Source organism: Streptomyces sp. NPDC048507 (assembly GCF_043199995.1).
In the GTDB taxonomy this organism is placed as follows: Bacteria; Actinomycetota; Actinomycetes; order Streptomycetales; family Streptomycetaceae; genus Streptomyces.
The window spans coordinates 189,625-209,192 of record NZ_JBICWZ010000011.1 but is presented as its reverse complement, the minus strand read 5'-3'; the positions used below and the strand labels follow the sequence as shown (position 1 = coordinate 209,192).

Annotated in this window: 23 protein-coding genes; 7 read left to right on the top strand and 16 right to left on the bottom strand. The window is 75.1% G+C overall.

What is annotated here, in order from left to right:
- Positions 1-29 precede the first annotated feature (29 nt).
- The 4 genes from ACGFXC_RS27525 to ACGFXC_RS27510 form a co-directional block, all read right to left on the bottom strand.
- Positions 30-692 (bottom strand): GDSL-type esterase/lipase family protein, encoded by a 663-nt coding sequence (locus tag ACGFXC_RS27525; RefSeq protein ID WP_393717115.1) that lies wholly within the window; start codon positions 690-692, stop codon positions 30-32.
- Positions 693-760: 68 nt separating this feature from the next.
- Complete coding sequence (locus ACGFXC_RS27520; protein WP_393717113.1) at positions 761-2,302, bottom strand: FAD-dependent monooxygenase; 1,542 nt, start codon at positions 2,300-2,302, stop codon at positions 761-763.
- Positions 2,303-2,439: 137 nt separating this feature from the next.
- Positions 2,440-2,961, bottom strand: coding sequence for an STAS domain-containing protein (locus ACGFXC_RS27515; protein ID WP_393717111.1), 522 nt, complete (start codon positions 2,959-2,961; stop codon positions 2,440-2,442).
- A gap of 387 nt (positions 2,962-3,348) precedes the next feature.
- Complete coding sequence (locus ACGFXC_RS27510; RefSeq protein WP_393717110.1) at positions 3,349-3,891, bottom strand: GNAT family N-acetyltransferase; 543 nt, start codon at positions 3,889-3,891, stop codon at positions 3,349-3,351.
- 143 nt (positions 3,892-4,034) lie between these two features.
- Between ACGFXC_RS27510 and ACGFXC_RS27505 the strand changes: the two genes are divergently transcribed.
- A complete protein-coding gene (locus ACGFXC_RS27505) occupies positions 4,035-4,466 on the top strand; it encodes a GNAT family N-acetyltransferase (RefSeq protein ID WP_393717109.1) in 432 nt (143 codons plus the stop codon).
- A gap of 6 nt (positions 4,467-4,472) precedes the next feature.
- Here the strand turns inward: ACGFXC_RS27505 and ACGFXC_RS27500 are convergent, their stop codons facing one another.
- From ACGFXC_RS27500 to ACGFXC_RS27490, 3 genes are all read right to left on the bottom strand, one after another.
- Positions 4,473-5,216 carry an AAA family ATPase gene (locus tag ACGFXC_RS27500; protein WP_393717108.1) on the bottom strand — a complete coding sequence of 248 codons (744 nt, stop codon included), beginning with the start codon at positions 5,214-5,216 and terminating at the stop codon, positions 4,473-4,475.
- 118 nt (positions 5,217-5,334) lie between these two features.
- Complete coding sequence (locus ACGFXC_RS27495) at positions 5,335-5,910, bottom strand: hypothetical protein (protein ID WP_393717106.1); 576 nt, start codon at positions 5,908-5,910, stop codon at positions 5,335-5,337.
- A 91-nt stretch (positions 5,911-6,001) separates the two neighbouring features.
- Positions 6,002-6,409: an ATP-binding protein gene (locus ACGFXC_RS27490; protein ID WP_393717104.1), complete on the bottom strand. Its 408-nt coding sequence runs from the start codon at positions 6,407-6,409 to the stop codon at positions 6,002-6,004.
- 482 nt (positions 6,410-6,891) lie between these two features.
- On the opposite strand from ACGFXC_RS27490, the gene ACGFXC_RS27485 reads away from it, so the two are divergent.
- Together ACGFXC_RS27485 and ACGFXC_RS27480 are read left to right on the top strand one after the other, a co-directional pair.
- Entirely contained in the window at positions 6,892-7,095 is a 204-nt protein-coding gene (locus ACGFXC_RS27485; protein ID WP_393717103.1) for a cold-shock protein, read from the top strand.
- Positions 7,096-7,252: 157 nt separating this feature from the next.
- Positions 7,253-7,768 carry a DUF4232 domain-containing protein gene (locus ACGFXC_RS27480; protein WP_393717101.1) on the top strand — a complete coding sequence of 172 codons (516 nt, stop codon included), beginning with the start codon at positions 7,253-7,255 and terminating at the stop codon, positions 7,766-7,768.
- 74 nt (positions 7,769-7,842) lie between these two features.
- Here ACGFXC_RS27480 and ACGFXC_RS27475 read toward each other — a convergent pair whose 3' ends face one another.
- Positions 7,843-8,457: a hypothetical protein gene (locus tag ACGFXC_RS27475; protein WP_393717099.1), complete on the bottom strand. Its 615-nt coding sequence runs from the start codon at positions 8,455-8,457 to the stop codon at positions 7,843-7,845.
- Between the two features lie 326 nt (positions 8,458-8,783).
- Positions 8,784-9,137 (bottom strand): helix-turn-helix transcriptional regulator, encoded by a 354-nt coding sequence (locus ACGFXC_RS27470; RefSeq protein WP_393717097.1) that lies wholly within the window; start codon positions 9,135-9,137, stop codon positions 8,784-8,786.
- A 151-nt stretch (positions 9,138-9,288) separates the two neighbouring features.
- On the opposite strand from ACGFXC_RS27470, the gene ACGFXC_RS27465 reads away from it, so the two are divergent.
- The 3 genes from ACGFXC_RS27465 to ACGFXC_RS27455 all read left to right on the top strand — a co-directional run bounded on the left by ACGFXC_RS27465 (position 9,289) and on the right by ACGFXC_RS27455 (position 12,004).
- Positions 9,289-9,777 (top strand): nuclear transport factor 2 family protein, encoded by a 489-nt coding sequence (locus ACGFXC_RS27465; protein ID WP_393717095.1) that lies wholly within the window; start codon positions 9,289-9,291, stop codon positions 9,775-9,777.
- A 125-nt stretch (positions 9,778-9,902) separates the two neighbouring features.
- Positions 9,903-10,535, top strand: a complete 633-nt coding sequence (locus tag ACGFXC_RS27460; RefSeq protein ID WP_393717094.1) for a GNAT family N-acetyltransferase — start codon at positions 9,903-9,905, stop codon at positions 10,533-10,535.
- A 191-nt stretch (positions 10,536-10,726) separates the two neighbouring features.
- Entirely contained in the window at positions 10,727-12,004 is a 1,278-nt protein-coding gene (locus tag ACGFXC_RS27455) for a serine hydrolase domain-containing protein (RefSeq protein WP_393717092.1), read from the top strand.
- Between the two features lie 380 nt (positions 12,005-12,384).
- Here ACGFXC_RS27455 and ACGFXC_RS27450 read toward each other — a convergent pair whose 3' ends face one another.
- Positions 12,385-13,131, bottom strand: a complete 747-nt coding sequence (locus tag ACGFXC_RS27450; RefSeq protein WP_393717091.1) for a MerR family transcriptional regulator — start codon at positions 13,129-13,131, stop codon at positions 12,385-12,387.
- A gap of 58 nt (positions 13,132-13,189) precedes the next feature.
- Here ACGFXC_RS27450 and ACGFXC_RS27445 point away from each other — a divergent pair, with 58 nt between their 5' ends.
- Positions 13,190-14,392, top strand: coding sequence for an erythromycin esterase family protein (locus tag ACGFXC_RS27445; RefSeq protein WP_393717090.1), 1,203 nt, complete (start codon positions 13,190-13,192; stop codon positions 14,390-14,392).
- A gap of 24 nt (positions 14,393-14,416) precedes the next feature.
- Here the strand turns inward: ACGFXC_RS27445 and ACGFXC_RS27440 are convergent, their stop codons facing one another.
- The 6 genes from ACGFXC_RS27440 to ACGFXC_RS27415 form a co-directional block, all read right to left on the bottom strand.
- Positions 14,417-14,662: a hypothetical protein gene (locus ACGFXC_RS27440; RefSeq protein WP_393717089.1), complete on the bottom strand. Its 246-nt coding sequence runs from the start codon at positions 14,660-14,662 to the stop codon at positions 14,417-14,419.
- Positions 14,663-14,664: 2 nt separating this feature from the next.
- Positions 14,665-14,988 (bottom strand): hypothetical protein, encoded by a 324-nt coding sequence (locus ACGFXC_RS27435; RefSeq protein ID WP_393717088.1) that lies wholly within the window; start codon positions 14,986-14,988, stop codon positions 14,665-14,667.
- Between the two features lie 206 nt (positions 14,989-15,194).
- A complete protein-coding gene (locus ACGFXC_RS27430; protein WP_393717086.1) occupies positions 15,195-16,538 on the bottom strand; it encodes an NADase-type glycan-binding domain-containing protein in 1,344 nt (447 codons plus the stop codon).
- Positions 16,535-17,107 (bottom strand): phage tail protein, encoded by a 573-nt coding sequence (locus ACGFXC_RS27425; RefSeq protein ID WP_393717085.1) that lies wholly within the window; start codon positions 17,105-17,107, stop codon positions 16,535-16,537. Before ACGFXC_RS27425 ends, ACGFXC_RS27430 begins: the two co-directional genes overlap by 4 nt.
- Positions 17,104-19,062 carry a putative baseplate assembly protein gene (locus ACGFXC_RS27420; RefSeq protein ID WP_393717083.1) on the bottom strand — a complete coding sequence of 653 codons (1,959 nt, stop codon included), beginning with the start codon at positions 19,060-19,062 and terminating at the stop codon, positions 17,104-17,106. The genes ACGFXC_RS27425 and ACGFXC_RS27420 overlap by 4 nt, the downstream gene beginning before the upstream one ends.
- Positions 19,062-19,547, bottom strand: coding sequence for a GPW/gp25 family protein (locus ACGFXC_RS27415; protein WP_393717081.1), 486 nt, complete (start codon positions 19,545-19,547; stop codon positions 19,062-19,064). Before ACGFXC_RS27415 ends, ACGFXC_RS27420 begins: the two co-directional genes overlap by 1 nt.
- Positions 19,548-19,568 lie beyond the last annotated feature (21 nt).

Here is a 19,568-nt window from a genome sequence, read left to right as displayed (position 1 = left end):
CTGCCCCCCGGCCCCGGGCCCGGCCCCGGTCAGCCGACGACGCGCAGCCAGGCCGCGGCGAGGGCGGCGTGGCCGGCCGGTGTCGGGTGGACGCCGTCCGCGGACCAGTGCTCGGGTCCGGTCGTCGCGCCGAGCGCGGCGAACATGCCGTCGGCCGCGATCAGCTGCGCTCCGTACCCGCGGGCGAGCCGGCGCACGGCCTGGATCTTCGGATCGAGGTCGGTGCGCCACTGCTCGCGCTCCGCCTCGCCGATGAGCACGCCGCCGGCCTCGACGACGCCCCGGACGGGCAGGAGGAACGGCTCGATGAGGATCAGCCGCGTGCCCGCCGCGGCGAGGGGCGCGAGCAGGCGGTCGTAGCCCGCTTCGAACTCCTCCACGGGTATCACGCGCCCCTCGGGGTCCAGCGTGTGCCAGCCCATGTCGTTGACCCCGACGAGGACCGACACCACGTCCGGGCGCGCGTCGAGGACGTCCGTCTTCCAGCGGGCTTCGAGGTTGCCCACCCTGTCGCCCGCGTTCGCGGTGTTCAGCCAGGTCACGGGCCGGTCCGGGTACCGCAGCCCCCACTCTCCCGCGACGCGCAGCGGGTAGCCGGTGCCGAGACCGTCCTCGCTGTCCAGCCGCCGGCCGTCGGTGACCGAATCGCCGGTGAACAGCACGGTGCTGCCCGGGCGGATGGTGATCGTCATGCGTGCTCCTCGGACGTGGTGGGGCGTGGAGGGGGGCGGGGCGCTGGGTGCCGGGTGCCGGGTGCGGTTCAGCGGGGGAGCGGAGCACCGAACCACCGGTCGGCGGCCCGTTCCCACGCCGCACGGTCCAGGCCGTCCCCGGCCGCCCAGGCGACCACGCCGTCGGGCCGGACGAGTACGCCGGCCAGGCCCAGGTCGTGGCCCGCCGGACCGGCCGCGTACCGGATCCGGTCCGCCCGGGCCGCCGCCACCTCGCGCAGGCAGCCGTCACCGCTGAAGTCGAGCAGGACGCCCCGTCCGTCCGCCATCAGGTCACCGAGCCGGGTGCCGTCCACGAGGCGCAGGTCGGGGGCGGTGCGGCCGAGCAGGGGGTGCCCGTCGCCGAGGTCGTGGCGGACCGCCGTCCCCGACAGCCTCGCGAACATGTACGTCGTCCCGTCACGGGTGGCGATCAGGTCGCGCACCACGGCCTGGACCGCCCGGCCGTACGGGTCCGGCCGCATCACCGCCACCTGGGCCCGCGACCAGTCGAGCACCGCCGCGCCGACCGGATGGCGCTCGCCCGTGTAGGTGTCGAGCAGCCCGTCCGGCGCGTGCCCGCGCACGGTAGCCGCGAGCTTCCAGCCGAGGTTCACGGCGTCGCCGAGGCCGGTGTTGAGCCCCTGGCCGCCGAGCGGCGCATGGATGTGCGCGGCGTCCCCGGCGAGGAGGACGCGTCCGCGCCGGTAGGTCGTCGCCTGCATCGCCCGGTCGGTGAAGGTCGAGACCAGACGTACGTCGCCCAGCACGGCCCCGGTGCCCGTCACGCGGCGCAGCACCGTCTGGAGGTGCTCGCGGGTCGGCGGCCGGGAGCGGTCGAACGCGCCGCCGTCGAAGTCCATGAAGGCGATGTGCCCTTGGGAGGCCCGCAGGTACATGCCCGTCGGCGTCAGGTGGAAGCCGGGGCGCAGCTCGTCGGTACCGGTGACGTCGGCGTGCACGGTGTAGCCGGTGAACTGCGGCTCGGTGCCGGTGAATTCGAAGCCGGCCAGCCGGCGCACCGCACTGCGCCCGCCGTCGCAGCCCACGGCCCAGCGCGCCGGGTACGCCCGCTCCCCGGCCCGGACGACCACGCCCCCGTCGTCCTGGGAGACGGCCGAGACGGTGACGCCGCGCTCGATGTCCACGCCGAGCCGGGACGCCCGCGCGGCCAGCAGCGTCTCCAGCGCCTCCAGGTACGTCCGCATGCCCTCCGTCGCCGGGCCGGGAATCCGGTACGGCAGACCGGCGACGTCGACCCGGGCCGGGTCGAGCATCATGCCGGCGAAGTGGCCGACGCGCAGCGGGGGCGCCGGCTCGTCCGGTGCGGCCTGGGCGTCCGCTTCCGGCTTCGTCCAGGGGTCGTCACCGAGCGCGTCCGAAGCCTTCACCAGCTCGTCCAGCATCCCGCGGCGGTCGAACGTCTCCACGGACGCGGCGGACAGGCCTCGCATGCCCAGCGCCTCCCCCTTGAGCGGGGAGTCCGGCTGCGGATCGCGCTCCAGCACCAGCACCGAACAGCCCGCGAGGCCGAGCTCGCAGGCGAGGAACAGACCGACCGGACCGGCCCCGACTATCACGACGTCATGCATGAGAGATCCTCTTCCCTGACCCGCGGCCGGATGAGCACCCGGCCGACCTCTCGAACGGTGCCGGGTCCCACCGACAGCGGGCCGACAGCCCCGACGGGCCACCGACACCGCACCGACGGGCGGGAGTTGGAGGAAGGTCAGTACCGCGGCGGGGCGGAGCTCGCCCGCGCGGGGGAGCGCTCGGCGACCCCCGTGCCGTGCGGTACCAGGGGCCGGGGCACGTGAGCCTGGGCCTGGGTTTCGCTGTGGGCCTGCGCCTGGGCCTGCGCCTCGGCCGCCGTGGAGTGCTCGGCGCGCGTCTCGATGAGGCGGCGGAAGCCGGCGAGCGCGTAGCGCTCCCCCGTGGCGGATCCGCGTCCGCGGATGCCCGCGACGGTGGCCATGAGCTGCTGGGGCTGCTCGCGCCAGCCGACGGCCAGGACCCGCAGGCCGAGGCATTCGGCCCGGCGGTGCAGGTCCAGGAGCAGGAGCAGTCCCGGGGTGTCCATGTACGACACCTGGTGCAGGTCGAGCATGAGCACGTCGGAGCCGGTGTCGGTGGCGAGCACCGGCAGTACGTCGTACAGGGCGGGCGCGGCGGCCGCGTCCAGGTCTCCGATGAAGCTGATCAGTACGGTGTTGCCGCGGTGTTCGGCCGCGGTGGTGAACGAAGACGTCACGGTGCTCCATCCTGTCGCGGCCCGTCGGCTGCGTCGCGGGGGCCGGAGCGTTCCATCTTCGCGTGCCGTGCGGAGCGTTCCCCGCTACGCCGTGGCGTTCGGCGCGGCGCGGTGCCGGGGGCACGGAGGGCGGCGTGCTGCGAGCAGGCGAGCCGGCGAGCAGTCCGATCGTCCCGGCGGCCATGACGAGGGCGAAGAAGAGGTGCCCGAGGGCGGCGCCGCCAGCCGGGCCCCGGGCGCGCGGCGCGAAGTGGACCGGCCGGCGGCGCCGCGCGCCCACGGACCGGTCCCCGTACGCGTTCGCCTTCGCGGTCCACCACACCGCCGCCGAGGCCGCCCGCCACCAGCGGACCACCGTGCCGCCGCCGCGGCCGCGCGGGCTGGATGTCAGGAGCGGCTGAGGCCCCACGTCTGGAGGCGGTAGGGCCGCCCCTTCTCCTCGCCGGTGATCAGCGGTACGTCCAGCAGCTCGAAGCCCGCCTTCGTCGCCACGGCGACACTGGCCGCGTTCTCGGGCTCCAGCTCCAGGATCACCTGCTCCGCACCCAGCTGCTCGAAGGCGTACGCGGCCACCACCCGCACCGCGCGCACCGCCAGCCCCTGGCCACGGTGGGCCGGTCCGACCGCGTAGCCGATCTCGGTCCCCTCGGGGGCCCGCCGCAGCATCACCTCGCCGAGCGGCGCGCCCCCGTCGAGGGTGATGGCGAGCAGGATCGCCGTCCCCTCCTGCCGCAGCTCCCGGGCCCGCACCAGCCGGGCGGCGGCCGCCGCGTCGTCGAAGGGGGAGACGATCGGGGTCCAGTACGCGATGTCGGGGTGGTCGAAGAGCTCCGGCATCGGGGCCAGGTCCGCCTCCGCCCAGTCACGTAGGACGAGACCCTCCCCCGAGAGCTCGATCCGCTCGGGGAACGACGGCGTTGTGCTGCTCATGCTGAGTGACCTCCATGGCCTGTTCGCGACGAGGCAGGCTAACCGCGGCCGGGCGCGTCACCAACCCGCCCGTACGGCACGGCCCGGGCGGCCCCGTACGAAAATCGGCGGCCGGAAATGACCGGACCTGTTTGGATGCGGCCATGACGACCATCCTTCCCGCCGCGTACGAGATTTCCGCCGACTCCGCCCGGATCGATCCGGCCCTGGTCCACCGATGGCTGTCGCAGGACGCCTACTGGGCCCGCGACCGGTCCCGGGAGAAGCAGGACCGGGCGATCGCCGGTTCCCTCAACTTCGGCGTCTACGAGCGGACTTCCGGGCAGCAGGTCGGCTACGCCCGGGTGGTGACCGACCACGCCGACTTCGCCTGGCTGTGCGACGTGTACATCGCCCCCGAAGCGCGAGGCGAGGGGCTGGGCACCGCCCTGGTCACCGCCGTGCGCGACCACCTCGCCCCGTACGGCCTGCGCCGGATCCTGCTCGCCACCGCGGACGCGCACGAGGTCTACGCCAAGGTCGGTTTCGCGCCGTTGGAGAAGCCCGAGTCGTGGATGACGCTCGGCGCCCAGTGACCCGGTTCAGGCCTCCCGGCCGGTTCCGCTTCCGCTCCCGGGGCCGAAGCGCACCGAGACGACGCGGCGGTCGCGCAGGGCGCGGTCGAGCAGCACCACGGAGCTGACCCCGGTGGCCACGGCGGCGGCGGTCGCGGTGGCCGGGCCGTCGCCGGGCCCGAGCCGGTCCAGCAGCCGTGCGAGGCCCCGCTCGTGGACCCGGAAGACCCGCGCCGACACCAGCCGGCGGCGGGCGTGCTGCCCCGACAGGGCCTCCTGGGGGCCGACGTCCAGGACCACCATGTGCAGCGGACGGCCGGCCCGGCCCGCCGTGTGCGCGAGCCACCGCCGCATCCACGGCCGGCTCCCGCAGTCGTGTATGAGCAGGGGGCGGCGCCGCCCCATCTCGGAACGTATCCAGCGCATGTGGTTCAGCCGCGCCCACGGCCGGTACGCGCCGTACGGGAGCCAGTCGGGCATCCGGGCCTCGTGGGCGTCGCGGGTGGCACGCGGATCGACGACGGTCGCCGCGGCGGACCAGGCGCGCAGCAGCGTGCTCTTCCCGCTCCCGGGGAGCCCGGCGACGACGACCGCCGCGTCCGCCGGATAGGACAGCCTGACGTCACCGCCGGCCCGGCCCCGCAGGTCCACGACGCCCCGGGGCGTCAGGTGGTGGCCGGGGGAGGACGCGGGGTCGGTCCGGTCCACGATCACCCCGGGGGTCGGTGGCCGACGCGCCGGGTCGTCGGTGCTGATGGGTGGTGTGCTCACAGGTGACGGGCCGTCCGGATGCGAAGTCGTGGAACGCCCCCGAGGCTACGTGACCCGGCCGCCGCCGTGGCGGCCCGGTGGCGCCGGGCACCGCCGCACCGGCGGCCCGGGCGGCCGCTCACTCCCACCGGGCCAGGTACCCGTGGTGCCGGACGCAGCCGCCGTCGGCGCGCAGCACCGGATCCCCCGAGTACCAGTCCGGGCGCAGCGACAGTCCGACGCCGTGGCCGTCCGTCGTCCGGATCCCCCGCAGACCGGCCCCCGGCCGGCCCGTCGCCGGGGCGGGAACCTCCTCCACCTCCAGGCCCCGCGCGGACCAGGCCGTGCGGAGCTTCGCGAGCGCCGCCTCGTACGCGGCGGGGCCCGACAGGCCGGGCGCCCAGGTGACGCTCGGCTGGTCACGGGTGACGCCCTCGGAGTCGAGGCCGAGGTCGTCCTTGCAGGAGGAGTCGTCCATCGAGCGCCGGTCCACGGTGGCCGCCGGGTCCGCGCCGAGCTGCCGCACCGCCTCCCGGCCCGCCGCCTCGGTCTGGCGCAGGTGCCCGCGGAACTCCGCCTCCGACATGACCCGGCCGCTCGCGCAGCCCTGGGTGAAAGCCGCCACGAGCAGCACCGCGCCGCCCGCCGACAGCGCCCTGGCGGGGTGGCGGCGCGAGGGCGCGGGGTGCGGGGCGGGAGCGGGCGTCGTCGTCATGGGCCCATCCCAGCAGCGGGCCGGGCAGGGCGGCACCGCTCCCGTACTCAGGTGCGCGTGAGTACGCGGAGCGTCCCGCGGCGGGCCGGGCTCAGCCGGCGGCGCCCAGGCAGAACCACAGCCACTTGCCGAAGCCGTCGGTGCTGAAACCCCAGGCGAGGCTCAGGGCGGCGATGATCGCGAGCCCGCGGCCGGACTCGCGCTCCGCGCACCCCGCGGGCGTGCCCTCCGTACGGGCCATCTCCGCGCTGTCGTCCCGTACCGCGCACATCAGGGAGCCGGTGGCGGTGTCGTGCCGGATGACCAGCCGCAGCCGGTCGCTGCCGCCGTGTTCCACGGCGTTGGCGACGGCCTCGGAGAGCAGCAGCTTGCCGTCGTCCGCCAGCTCCCGGTCCGCGACGCAGGTGCCGAGGGTTTCGCGGGCCAGGCCGGCGGCCGCGAGGTCCCCGGGCAGGCAGATGTCGATCAGCCGGGCGGAGGTGGCGGACGTGGCGGACATGGCAGGGCCTCTCTGGGTGTCGGTGGCGGCGGACGCGGAGCCGTCCGTGCCGCACGGGTACGCGGTCACCCCCCGGTATCCAGGCTAGGAGTCGCCCTCCCGCGCCCCCACGGTCCTGTGGCCGGGGATGAGTGGCTGATCGGAGGAGGCGCGCGCCCGGCGGCCGGGCCCCCCGCCCCGGGGCCCGTGCGCCCCGGCCCGGGCCCTTCGGCCGGAAGGAGGAGGGGGAGGGCGCCGCCCGCAGGAACGCCCCGCCCGGCTGCGGGGCCGGTAGGGGAATCCACCCCTCCGCGACGTGACGGATTTTGATCCTTGTCGCTCTCTGGTGAGAGGCGAATCCGGCGTGTAGTTTCAGCTCAGCTGTCGTGGTTCGCAGTTCCTGCCCGCGCCCTGGCGTGGGCGTTTTGCTGTGCAGTGCCGGACCAGGGCGATCACCTCCGGGTCCGCGCGGTGCGGATCCGACTTCGACCGGGAGGCATGACATGGCCAGCGGAACCGTGAAGTGGTTCAACGCCGAAAAGGGCTTCGGCTTCATCCAGCAGGACGGCGGCGGCCCCGACGTCTTCGCGCACTACTCGAACATCAACGCCACCGGCTACCGCGAGCTCCAGGAAGGCCAGGCCGTGACCTTCGAGATCACGCAGGGCCAGAAGGGCCCGCAGGCGGAGAACATCACCGCCGCCTGACCGCACGGTTGACCGCAGGGCACGGGATCCGATCCGGAACCCGTGCCCTGCGGGCGTTGGCGGACCCGATCGCGTGAGGCGGCACATCGCGGGTAGGTGGAACAGGCATCAATCGCCTGTGCCGGCGCCCGTGCCGGCCGATCGATCGGGGTGAGTCATGGTGAAGTCGACGTCCGCACGAACGGTGGTTCCCGTCCTGCTGTCCCTGGCGGCAGGAGCCGCGCTGGTGGGAGCCGGTCCCGCGGCCGGGGCCGAGCGGCCGGCCGTCCGCGAGGGCACCTGCGCGCTGGGGAACTTGAAGGTGTCCGCCGGGGAACCGGACGTGGGGGCCGGCCAGTTGTACGTACCGCTGCGCTTCACCAACACCGGTGACCGCCCGTGCACCCTGCTCGGGTACCCCGGCGTCAGCGTGCTGAGCCGGAGTCAGCAGCAGATCGGGCAGCCCGCGGAGCGGGACGGCCAGGCAACCGCGCCCGTGTCGCTGGCTCCCGGGCGCAGCGCCACCGCCACCCTGCACACCTCGAACGGACCGATCGGCGGCCCCTGTCTGCCCAAGGGCGCGTTCCTGAAGGTCTACCCGCCCGCCTCCCGGGACGCCGTCCTGCTCAACACGCCCTTCCAGGTCTGCTCGAACCGCTTCACGGTCAGTCCGGTCAGTCCGGTCCCCGCGTAGCCGCTGCGCGCCGCGGGCGGGCCGGACCGGGGTCCGGCCCGCCCGGCGGGTCGTACGGGTCGTGACGGCTCGTCTCAGACGGGGGTGTCGGCCAGCTCCGTGAAACCGGGCGTGCAGGCGGCGGCCAGGTTGGCGGGGGTGAAGGGGGCCGCGGCGGAGGAGGTGCAGACGGCCTGGTGCAGGGTGCCGTCGCCGGCCAGGAGGGTGATGTAGAGGTGGCCGGGGCTCTCCTCGGTCACGGAGACGGCGGTGTCGTAGACGCACCGGGGGGCGCCGGGGACCAGGCCGAGGTTGATCCAGACGCCGGGGTTGCGGCTGTCGTTGAGGAAGGCGTGGCCGTCGTTGTCGGTCGCGGAGCGGAAAACCGTCTCGAACAGGCCGGAGCCGGAGTAGTCGACCACCGCGGAGCTGATGTCCCGGCTCGTGCTGCACCTGCCGTCGGCCAGCTGCACGTTCTGGGGTTCCTCCAGCCCGGGTCGGGCCGGCGCCTGCTTGACCGGGGTCTTCTTCGCGGGCGCCTTCTTGGCCGGAGCCTTCTTGCCCGGGGTCTTCTTGCCGGAGCTGTGTTTGGCCGGCGCCTTGGGGTCGGGCCCGGTGTGGGCGAACGCCGCCGGGGCCAGGAGCGCCCCGGCCAGTACCGCGCCCGATACCGCTGCCACACCGCGTGCCGCCCAGGTGAGGGTCGTCATACCGTTCCTCCAGCCGTCAGCGCGGGCCCGGCGCAGGGCGGGCCCGCCCGTCCACAGATGCCGCACCCGCCCTGGACCGGGCACCGGTGCGCGCTCCGGGAGGAGAGGGCACGAAGGAGCCGGGGCCGTTCGGATCCGGTGGCCGCCTCGCAGCCGTGACCGAACTTCGCACACCTGAACCGCCGGTGATCGCACGCCGATCCCGGCCGTCACCCCCAGGTGCGGATCACGGAACCGAATGGCGGACGCCCCGGGGCCGGCGGTCCGACCTGTTCCGCACAGGGCTGCTCCGCCCGGTACCCGGCGGCGAGGGCCGGTATCCGCCGTCAGGCGTGCTGTGTCGCGCGGCGGGGCGGGGCGCGGTGTGCGGGCGGCCGCGGGGGGTCGTCGTCGGCGAAGAGGGCGAGCAGCCCCGCGATGTCGCGGCCCGCCTCGGCGGGATGGCGGAACGTCGATCCGGCGGTGATCCGGTAGTGGTTGCGGCGCCCTTCGCGCACCCGGACGAGGTACCCCTCCTCCTCCAGGTCCGAGACGATCGACTGGACCGTCCGCTCGGTCAGGACGCAGGTCGCCGCGACGTCCCGCAGGCGGGCGCCGGGGTCCCGGGCCAGGATCAGCAGTACGCGCGCGTGGCTGGTCAGGAACGTCCACGAGGTGCGGGAAAGCGCTTCTCCACCCATGGCCCCAGCATGCGCGGTCCTTCGACGTACGTCATGTTTTTCGCGCATTCCTCCACGTACGTACCCGGCGTACGCGGGCGGACAGGGGTGGACAGCTCCGGGCGCCGCGGGGCCTGGAAACCGGACACCGTGCGGCGGGAGTCTGTGCGCCATGACCGCCGGGCCCCGGCCCGCCGCCGCGGCCCTCTGCGCGACCGCCGCCACCGCCGCGACCGCCGCGACCGCCGGCCACCGGCCGCCGAAGATCGTCGCGGACTGGGCCCGCGCCTGGAACGGCACCGACCCCCGGGCGCTCGGCGCCCTGTTCGCCACCGACGGCACGTACGCCGACCTGGGCATCGGCGTCACCTTCCACGGCCGCCGGGAGATCGCCGGGTGGAAGGCGCGCGCCGACCTCCTCATCGACGACGTCCACGTCACCGTGCGCGACACCCGCCGCACCGGCGACCGCATCACCGTGCGGGCCGTCTACTCCGGCCACCTCAAGGACGCTCCCGAGCCGTTCGCCGTCCCGATGACGACCACCCTCGACCTCGACGGACACGGCTGCCGGATCACCGCCGACGAGGACCACTACAGCCTCGCCACCGTCCTCGCCCAGTCCGGCCTCCCCGCGGACTGGACCCCGCCCACGCCCTGACGGCCGGGCCGCCGGCCGGCCGCCGGTCCTCACGTACAGTGCGAGGGGGAGGGGACCCACGGGGCCGCACGCACCGGCCACCGGCTCCTTCCCGCATGTCGGCGGGCGGTTTCGGGGGTGGCTCCATGGAGGACGGCGGACGGTTGTGGGCCGAGGGGTGGGCCGTCTCCCGGCGGACCCCCGCGCCGGTGGACGTGCCCTGGGGACTGCGGATCGACGTCGGACAGCCGGCCCAGTCGGTCCGTCACGTCCTGCTCGACGCGGACGCGGAGACCGCCCGCCGCCTCATCGGGACGATCACCGAACCCACCACCTGCGTCAAGGCGTTCCTCCCGGCGGCGGACATGGAACCCTGGTTCTCCCCCGCGTGGGAACCGACCGAGCCCTGCTTCCTGATGGCCGTCGACCTGCGCCCCTCGCACACCCGGGCTCCGGACGGGTACACCGCCACCGTCGAAACGGCCGGCGGCGTCACCTCCGTACGCGTCCTGACCGCGGACGGGGAGCTCGCCGCGTGCGGCCAGACCGGGCGGACCGAAGCCGTGTGCGTCTACGACCAGATCGTCACCGAACCGGCTCACCAGCGCCGCGGCCTCGGGACGGTCGTGATGGGCGCGCTCACCGACGCCGCCCTCGCGCACGGGGTCTCCACGGGCATGCTCGGCGCGACCGTCCAGGGCAGGGCCCTGTACGAAGCGCTCGGCTGGCAGGTCCTCGCCCCGCTGAGCGGCTTCGTCCACCGGCCGCCCGCCCCCTGACGCGCGGCGGCCCCGATTGGCCCATCGCGCGCGGGCGGCGTTTCATCGAAGGACGACAGGCCCCGTCCCCGTGGCCGTACCGGCTCCTACGGGGGCGTTCGCGGTCCCGGCGCGGGCCGGGGCTCTTCACGGCAGGAGGTCGTCATGATCCCCACGACCCGTGCGGCAGGCCCGGCCGGCCTGCCGGAGCCATGACCGCGCACCCGTACCGGGCCCGGCTCGGGATGCTGTGCGCCGCCGCGCTGGCCGTTGCGGCGGCCCTCCCGGCCGGCGATGCCCGGGCCGTCACCGGAGCGGAGCGGGCCGCGCCCGCGTCGTGCGCGGCCTCCCCCGCCCCGACGGGCGGCGAAGCGAAGCGGATCCTGGACATCGCCACGACCGCCCAGCGGGAACTGGACCTGAAGTCCGTCGTGCTGCGGGTCACGCGGGACGGGCGGGAGGTCGTCACGACCGTGCTCGGCCAGTCGATGTCGGGCGTCCCGGCCACGGCGGACATGCACTTCCGGGTCGGTTCGGTGGCCATCGTCTACATGGGCATCGCCGCGCTCCAGCTCGTCGCGGAGGGCAAGGCCGGTCTCGACGACCCGATCGCGCGCTGGCTCCCCGACGCCCCGCACGCCGACGAGATCACCCTGCGGATGCTGGGCAGCAGCACGTCGGGCCTGCGCGACTACGTGCCCGACCCCGCCTTCCTCGCCGCCCTGTACGCCGACCCGTTCCGCCAGTGGACGCCCGACGAGCTCGTCGCCCTCTCCGCCTCCCACCCCCTCCTCTACGCGCCGGGCACGAGCTGGAGCTACTCCCACGCGAACTTCGTGCTCCTCGGGCAGGTCCTGGAGAAGATCTCCGGCATGCCGCTGGCCGAACTGCTGGAGCGCAACGTCATGGATCCGGCCGGGCTGGACGACACCCGCAACAGCCTCACCCCCGAGATCGAGGAACCCGTCCTGCACTCCTACGACGCCGAGCGCGGGAAGTACGAGGAGTCGACGTACTGGAACCCCTCCTGGACCACCGCCCCCGGCGCGGTCCTGAACAGCGACATCTGCGACCTGGCCCGGTCGGCCGAAATGGTCGGGAAGGGCGAGCTGCTCAGCGCGCAGGGCTTCAGGACGCAGCTCGACCCGGGCACCGTCGGCCTGGGCGGCGACACGCCCGGCTGCGCACCCCGGGACTGCTTCCGTCAGCTTCCCGCGCGGCACTTCGGCTACGGGGTGATCGTCCAGAACGGTTGGATCCAGTCGAACCCGTCCTTCGCGGGCTACGCGGCGATCCAGGCGTACCTCCCGTCCGACCGGCTCGCCATCGCGGTCACCACGACCGTGGGAACCAAGGCGCCCGGGTACAACACCGCCCAGACCATCGCCGGCCGCATCGCCGAGGCCCTGGCACCCGGCCACTCCCTCGCGGGAGCGGCCCAGCCCGAACCCACCCCCACCCCCTCGAAGCCGGCCGGCCCCGGCTCCTAGGCCGGGGCCCGACGCCGCGGAGTCGGGTGTGGCCGGGGTCACAGGAGTAGAACCCGGTGGGCGGGACACATGCGTCTTGGCTGGAGTTGAGCGGCTCTGGTGGGCAGCCGTGCGTGCAGATCCTGACCTGTGCGCACGGCACCCCCACCGGTCGGGCGCGGCGCGCGTACGGGGGGACCCGTGTGTGGGAACATCCGGACATGCCTGTACGTTCGTCCTTACGTGGGTGAGGGACGAATGCCGTTCTCAGCCCACCCCCATACGTCCTGACCTGCCATCCCCCCCCGGCCGGTCAGGACCCGCCCCGTCCAGCCAACCCCCCCCCGGCTGGGCGGGGCCCTTTTTTCGTTCCGCTTTCCGTTCCTCCGCGCTGGAGGTGCTCAGCCCCGCCCCCGCCCGTCGAGATAGCCGTCCAGCGCGGCCGCGCCGGTGAGCATCGCCCGGCCGCGGGCGGCCAGGCGGGCACGCCAGTCGGCCAGGGTGGTTTCCAGGGGCTCCAGGCCGCCCGCCGCGCGGACGTGGGCGATCAGCGGGGCGATCCGCTCCAGCCGGTAGCCGCCCCGCCTGAGCTGGTGGGCCAGCCGCACGTCCCGTACGTCGGCCTCGTCGTAGACGCGGTACCCGGTCAGGGGGTCGCGGCGCGGGCGCACCAGACCGGCGTCCTCCCACTTGCGCAGCGTCGCCGGCTTGATGCCGAGCCCGTGCGCCAGCGGCCCGATGAACGTGCCGCCGGACGCCGACGCCGACGCCGACGCGGGTCCGGGCGCCGCGACGGCCTCCAGACCGCGCAGGGCGTCCTCCACCGCCCGGAGGGTCCGCCGGTCCTCCAGGAGCTGGGCGTGGCTCTCGTCGATGAGGCGGAACGCCTCGTCGGCCGCGTCCTGGTGCACGGCCCGCATGATCGCCGCCGCCGTCCGGTGGCCGTGTCCGGGCAGCAGGGCGAGGAACGCGCGCAGGGCCCCGGCGTGCGCCGAGGTGTAGCTCCGGTATCCGTGCGGTGTGCGAGCGGCGGCCGGAAGGATCCCGGCGTCCTCGTAGTTCCTGACCGCCTGCGTGGACAGGCCGTGCTCGCGCGCCAGGTCGATCGGCCGGAGCCGCCGCCCACCACTTTGAAGGTTTTGCCGCATGACACCCATGCTAGGGCGCAAAAGTTTACACCGGAGGTTCAACGATACGGTTGAATCCATGGCTACCGACATCAAGGACACCACCCGTGCCTTCGACGCTGCCGCCGTCATGCGGCTGCTCCCGGGCCGGCCCCGGCTGCTGGCCCTGGGCGAGCCCACCCACGGCGAGGACTCCCTGCTCGGCCTGCGCAACGAGCTCTTCCGCCAACTCGTCGAGCAGGAGGGCTACCGGACGATCGCGATCGAGAGCGACTGCGTGGCGGGCCTGGCCGTGGACGCCTACGTCACCTCGGGCGAGGGTTCCCTCGACGAGGTCATGGAGCACGGATTCAGCCACGGCTGGGGCGCTTTCCCGGGCAACCGCGCCCTCGTGCGCTGGATGCGCGCCCACAACGACGGCCGGCCCGCGTCCGAGCGGATCCGGTTCGCCGGCTTCGACGGCCCGCTGGAGATCACCGACGCCGCGAGCCCCCGCCGGGCCCTCACCGCGCTCCACGGCTACCTCGCGCCCCACGTCGACGCGGACCTCCTGCCCTGCACCGCGCAGGCGCTCGACCTCCTGCTCGGCGCCGACGACCGGTGGACCGACCCCGCCGCGATGAAGGACCCGGCCGCGTCCGTGGGACGGTCGCCACAGGCCGGCCGGCTGCGGCTGCTCGCCGACGAACTGACGGAGCTGCTCGACGCGCAGACGCCGCACCTGCTCGCGGCGACCCCGCGCGAGGACCACGACCGGGCGCACCTGTACGCGCGCACCGCGACCGGCCTGCTGCGCTACCACCACGCGATGGCCGACCCCTCGCCCGCCCGCATGACGCGCCTGTGCGCGCTGCGGGATTCGATGATGGCCCGCAACCTCCTCGCCCTCGCCGCGCGCGGGCCCGTCCTCGTCCACGCCCACAACTCCCACCTCCAGCGGGAGAAGAGCACGATGCGGATGTGGCAGGGGCCGGTGGAATGGTGGAGCGCCGGTGCGCTGGTGCACGCCCGGCTCGGTGCGCGGTACGGGTTCGTGGCGACGGCCCTCGGCACGATCCGGCACCGGGGAGTGCAGGAGCCGGCGCCGGACACGGTCGAAGGGCTGCTGTACGCCCTGCCGGACGACCGCTGCGTCGTGGACGCCCGGCGGCTGGCCGCCGCCCTCGACGGCACACCGCCGGCGCCGCGCACCTCCCCCTGGTTCGGCTACGCCCCGCTCGACCCGGCCCACCTGGCGGCAGGCGACGGCCTCGTGTTCGTCAAGGACGTACGGCAGGGCTGAGACCGGCCCCGAACGGGGCGGCGGTCACCGCCGGGCGGCGGCGAGGGGACGGCCGGGAGCCCCGGGAGCCGGACCGTCCGCCGGGGGCCCGGCCGCCGATTTCCGTACGTTGTCGAGGCGGGCGATCTGCCGCTCGATCAGCTCGGGCGGGAAGGAAGAGCTCCGCCCTATGTCCAGCCGGGAGAAGGCGGCGATCGTGTCGCCCTTGCGCACGACGGTGACCTGCCGGTCGGCTTCGCCGGCGCCGTCCAGGGGAGTGTGCTCCCGCAAGGTCACCGCCTCGTCCCCGAAGGACGGGGGCGGCTCCAGTCGTAGGACTGGTAGACGCGCGCGAACGAGTGCTCGCCGCTGTGCCCCTCGACATAGGTCCGGCAGACCGGGTCCGCGACCGGCGGGAACTCCGAGGGCCTGCCGTCCGGTTCCGTCACCGTCATCGGGCTCTGCACCTGCGGCACGTCCGCGTCCACCAGTGCCGCGTCCTTGAGCTGCTCCGTGGTCAGGGGTGCGGCCCGGACCCCGTCCGACGCCGTCGAGGACGACGCCGGCGGGGTGCATCCCGATGCGGCGAGGACGGCGATGGCGGCGGCGGTGAGCACGAGGGCCGTCGGTCTTGGTGCGTGGGCAGGCATGGTTCCCCCGGGTGCGTACGTGGTCGGGCAGGCCGACGCCAGCCGTGCCGATCCCCGGCGACCAGCACTTTTGGATCACGCATCGGGCCGCCACCGCGGCGGTGGCAGGCCGGTCGACCGCCCCCCGCCGACCCCGTGGGGCCCGCAGGGGGGCGTGCACCGGCGGGCTGTGGTCAGCGGCCGGCGTTCGACGGGCCGAAGAACTCGATCTCCGCGATGGCGACCTGCTTGTCGGCGGAGACCGCGTGCGAGGACTCGATCGTCAGCCGGACTTTCGTGACCTCCCCGACGCCGAACGGACGCCGCTGGCCGCCCGCGCCCTGATCCAGGGTCAGCCGGCGGGTGGTGACCTTGCCGTCCTTCCCGGTGATCGTCGCCGTGACCCGGTGCGGCAGGGCGGATTCGCCGATCCTGTCGGCCTTCGCGGAGACGCCGGGGGTGATGACCACGTCCAGCAGCCGGGTCGGCTCGCTGAAGTCCGCCTCGATCCACTCGCCCTGCCCGGACTGCGAAACTCCCGGCCCCCACCAGGTGTTGCTGCGCTTGTCGAAGGCGAGCTCCGGGGCGTGCTCGGGATACGAACGGGAGGCCGCGATCCGGTCCGGGGCGACCGGGGCGCGCTTGGCGAAGTGGTCCCGGGTGGCCCGGATGCCGTCGGGCAGGTACACGAGGCCGAGGACCGCGAGGGCGACGACGACGGCGAGGGTGATCCAGGTGCCGATCCGGTCGAAGACGCGGCGCAGCCGTGGGCGGTCGCCCGCCCACGGGGTCTCGCGGCGCCGCCCGCCGAAGAGCCGGCGCCACCAGGGCGCCCGCCGCGGTGCGAGAGCCTCGCCGGCCTCGGCCAGCGGCATCGCGCAGCGTACGCAGTAGTGGCGTTCGGGGCGGTTCGGCGTCGCACACCACCGGCACGGCGGGCCGCCCGCCACCCCGGGCTGGGGGCCCGGAGTACGGACGGCGGGCCGGTCGGCGTCCGGCCGGCCGGGCAGGACGGGCGCGGCGTCCGCCGGAGCGGGGTGCGGGGCCTGCGGGTCCGCCACCGGCACCAGGAGGGAGCGGGCCCGCTCGGACACGGTGTCGACGGGCGGGGCCGGGGCGAGCGGCTCCGTCGGGGCGCCGGGGGTCCCGGACGCCGGGGGATCGTCGGCGGCCACCGGTGCTCCGTCCGGCCTGCGCGGTGAGCCGGTGGGGCCCGAACCGCCGTCCGGCTCCCGGCCGTCCGGCGCCTGCGGCCCCGACGCCGGTCCGCGGGCAGCACCGGACCCGGGCGCGGCGGCGCGGCCCGCGGCCGCCGACGCCCGCCGCTCCCGGGCGGCGTCCACGGCGCCGGCCGCCGTACCCGCGGGCTCGGGCTCGGGCTCGGGCGCCGCCGCGGACTCCTGCGAGCGGGGCGACGGGGCGGCGGGCCGTGCGGCGCGGGCGCCCTGGTCCCAGCCGAGCACCGCGCCGCACGCGTCGCAGAAGGACTGGCCGGGCTCTGCGCGCGTTCCGCACTCGGCGCAGTTCTGCGTGGTCATGTCTCCGGGGTCCTTTCGGTGGCGGTCACCTCGACCGTGTAGGGCATGTGGGCGGGACGGGCGGCGGCGACGAGGGAGTCCAGGCGGTGGACGTCGGCCGGCGTCGGGTCGGGCAGCCGCAGGGTGACCCGCAGGCGCGGGCGCGGGGCGCCGGGGAAGGGGCCGAGCGGGCGGGCGTTCCAGTCGCTGCCGCCGCTCTCGGCGATCTCCGGCGCCACCCCGAACGCCAGCCGTACCGCCTCCGCGAGGCCGCGGTGGGTGCCCCGGATCCGGTGCAGCGCCACGGCGGCCGCGACGGCGGCCCGCAGCCGCGGCTCGGGCTCGCCGCCGTCGGTCTCGGCGCCCACCCAGGTGCCGAGCCAGCGCGCGAAGTCGGCGGGGGCGAGCGCCGGGTCGAAGTAGGAGTCCAGGCAGTCCAGGACGTTCAGGATCGGCGCGAGGACGTCGTCGAGCCCGCCCGTGAACCGCTGGGCGAGGTCGTCGTCGGCGAAGACGGCCGGGAGCATCGTGCCCAGCGGGAGCGAGGAGCCGAGGCCGTCGACGGAGCCCCGGCGGGAGGCGGCCGTCATCCGCCGTCCCCGATCACGCGGACGCGGTGGTCGAAGGAGAAGACCAGCGAGGGCCGTTCCAGGTCGATGCGGTCGGTCGCGTCGCCCCGCTTCCCGGTGAGCGGGTCGGCGGGGTGCAGGACGACCTCGTCGACGAGTTCCACGCCGGGGACCCGTTGCAGGACCGCGAACACCTCGCCGCTCTGGACGGGCCGTCCGAACGGCCAGCCCCGCCCGTCGGCGCCGCCGCTCAGCGGATCGAGGTGGCGGTACAGGGCGTCGTGGGCCTGGCGCCGCACCCGGTCGGTGTCGACGCCGCGGAAGGCGTGCACGGTGGCGACGACGGTGACGCCCTGGTAGTACGGCGGCCCGACGGCCAGCCGGGTGCCGATGAGCCGGCGCTCGTCGAGATGGCGCGTGATCCGGTCCAGCAGCGCGTCGCCGGGCACGAGCTGCTCGAACCGCAGCCGCCCGCCCGGGTCGGGGACGGCCTGGGGGACGACCAGGACGCGGACCGCGTAGGCGCCGTGCTCGCCCTCCTCGCCCTGGAGACAGGTGATGCGCGCGGTCTCGGGCGCGGCGCGGCGGGCGAGCTCCTCGTAGTCGCGCAGGGTGACGGCCCGGTCCTGCGCGCGGAGCGTGACCGGCGCCCGCAGCTTGGCCTCCTCGACCGTCTCCCCGTCGACGCCGCCGCGCGCCGCCTCGCGGTTGACCACCTCGGCGACGTACGGGACGGAGGTGCGCAGCACCTGGACGGCGCCGCGCGCCACGTTGCCGCCGCGCCCGCCGCCGGTGCGGTAGCGGCGGGCGCGGACGACGGCGCCCTTGGCGGCGACGGCCCCGTACTGGCGCAGGCTCCCGTCCGGTTCGCGCACGGCGGGGCCGAAGGCGATCTCGCCGGTGGCGGCGTCCAGGGTGACGTGGTGGTCGCCGGGCCCGGACGCGGCGAAGTGCGCGACCACCCGCCAGTCCTGCCACCCGGCGTCGTCGGCGGTCTGCAGGAGCAGCGGCGGATCGTCGGTGACGACCGGGGCGTGCAGGAGCCGCAGCCGCTGGCCGGGCAGCCCGGTGGCCTCGCCGAGGGCCTCGTCGTGCACGGTCTCGGCGTGCACGGCGCGGGTGGTGCCGCCGATGGTGTAGGCCTCGACGGAGCGGATGCTCGGCGAGGTCGTGTACGGGGGCTGGCCCGCCAGCGGCTCCGTGACCCGGCAGCGGACCCAGCCCGCCTCGTGCCCGCCGCTGCGCGAGAGGACGTGCCCGCCGGGCAGGTGCAGGACGACGTCGCCGGGCCGGTTGAGCCCGCCGGTGCCGTCCCGGTCCACCTCGCAGGGCCGCCAGCCGTCCTCGGTCCACGCCTCCCACGCCAGCGGCGGCTGGCGCGGGTCGACGCCGACGCCGTCGACGCGGCTGTCGAGCTCCAGCGCGAGCGCGCAGTGCGGGGCGGCCGCGGTCAGCCCGATGAGCATGCAGTCGCCGGGCTCCGGGGCCTCGGCGAAGCACAGCACGTCCTTGCCCTCGGCGAGGTCCGTGGTGCGGTCCGCGACGGGCCGGCCGCGGTGCTGCACCACCACGCGGGACAGCGCGCACGGGACGACGGCCAGGTCCTGTTCGGTGGCGAACACGACGGCCTCCTCCCGCTCGGTGCGCAGGGTGGCGACCTCGGCACCGGCCGGGACCAGGATCACGTCCTCCTGCGGGGCGGACAGCCAGAAGGTGACGTCCGTGCGCGCGGCGGAGGGCGGGAAGAGGGTGATGCCCACCAGGTCGAGGAAGGCGAGGTGGTTCTTCTCCGGGACCCGGTTGAGCCGGTAGACGATCTGGTCCGCCATGTGCGCGACCGTTTCGACCAGCGTGACGCCCGGGTCGGAGACGTTGTGGTCGGTCCACTCCGGGGCGCGCTGCTGGATGTAGCGCTTGGCGTCGTCGACGAACTGCTGGAAGCGCCGGTCGTCGAGGTTGGGGGAGGGCAGGGACATCAGCGGTCGCTTTCCGACGGGCCGGACGGGCCGTACGGGCCCGACGCGTCCGGTGCGCCCGGTGTGTCCGGCCCGTCCGGTCCGCCCGGCTCGTCGTGGGAGGGGATGACGTAGAAGGGGAAGACGAGGCTGCGCGGATTGTTCGTCCCGCGGACGGAGTAGCGGACGTCGATGAACAGGACGCTCTGGTCGCCGCCGGTGGACACCTCCACCTCGTGGACCTCGATCCGGGGCTCCCAGCGGTCCAGGCTCACGTGCACCTCGTGCTGGATGCGCCCCGCGGTCTGCTCGTTGACCGGCGCGAAGACCAGGTCGTGGATGGCGCAGCCGAACTCCGGGCGCATCGGCCGCTCGCCCGGGGCGGTGGCCAGGACCAGCCGGATCGCCTCCTCGATCTCGTGCTCGCCGCTGACCAGCGCGATGCCCCCGGTGGGCCCGATGCGCATCGGGAACGCCCAGCCGGAGCCGATGAACTGTTCGGCCATCAGGGGCCACCTGCCTCTTGG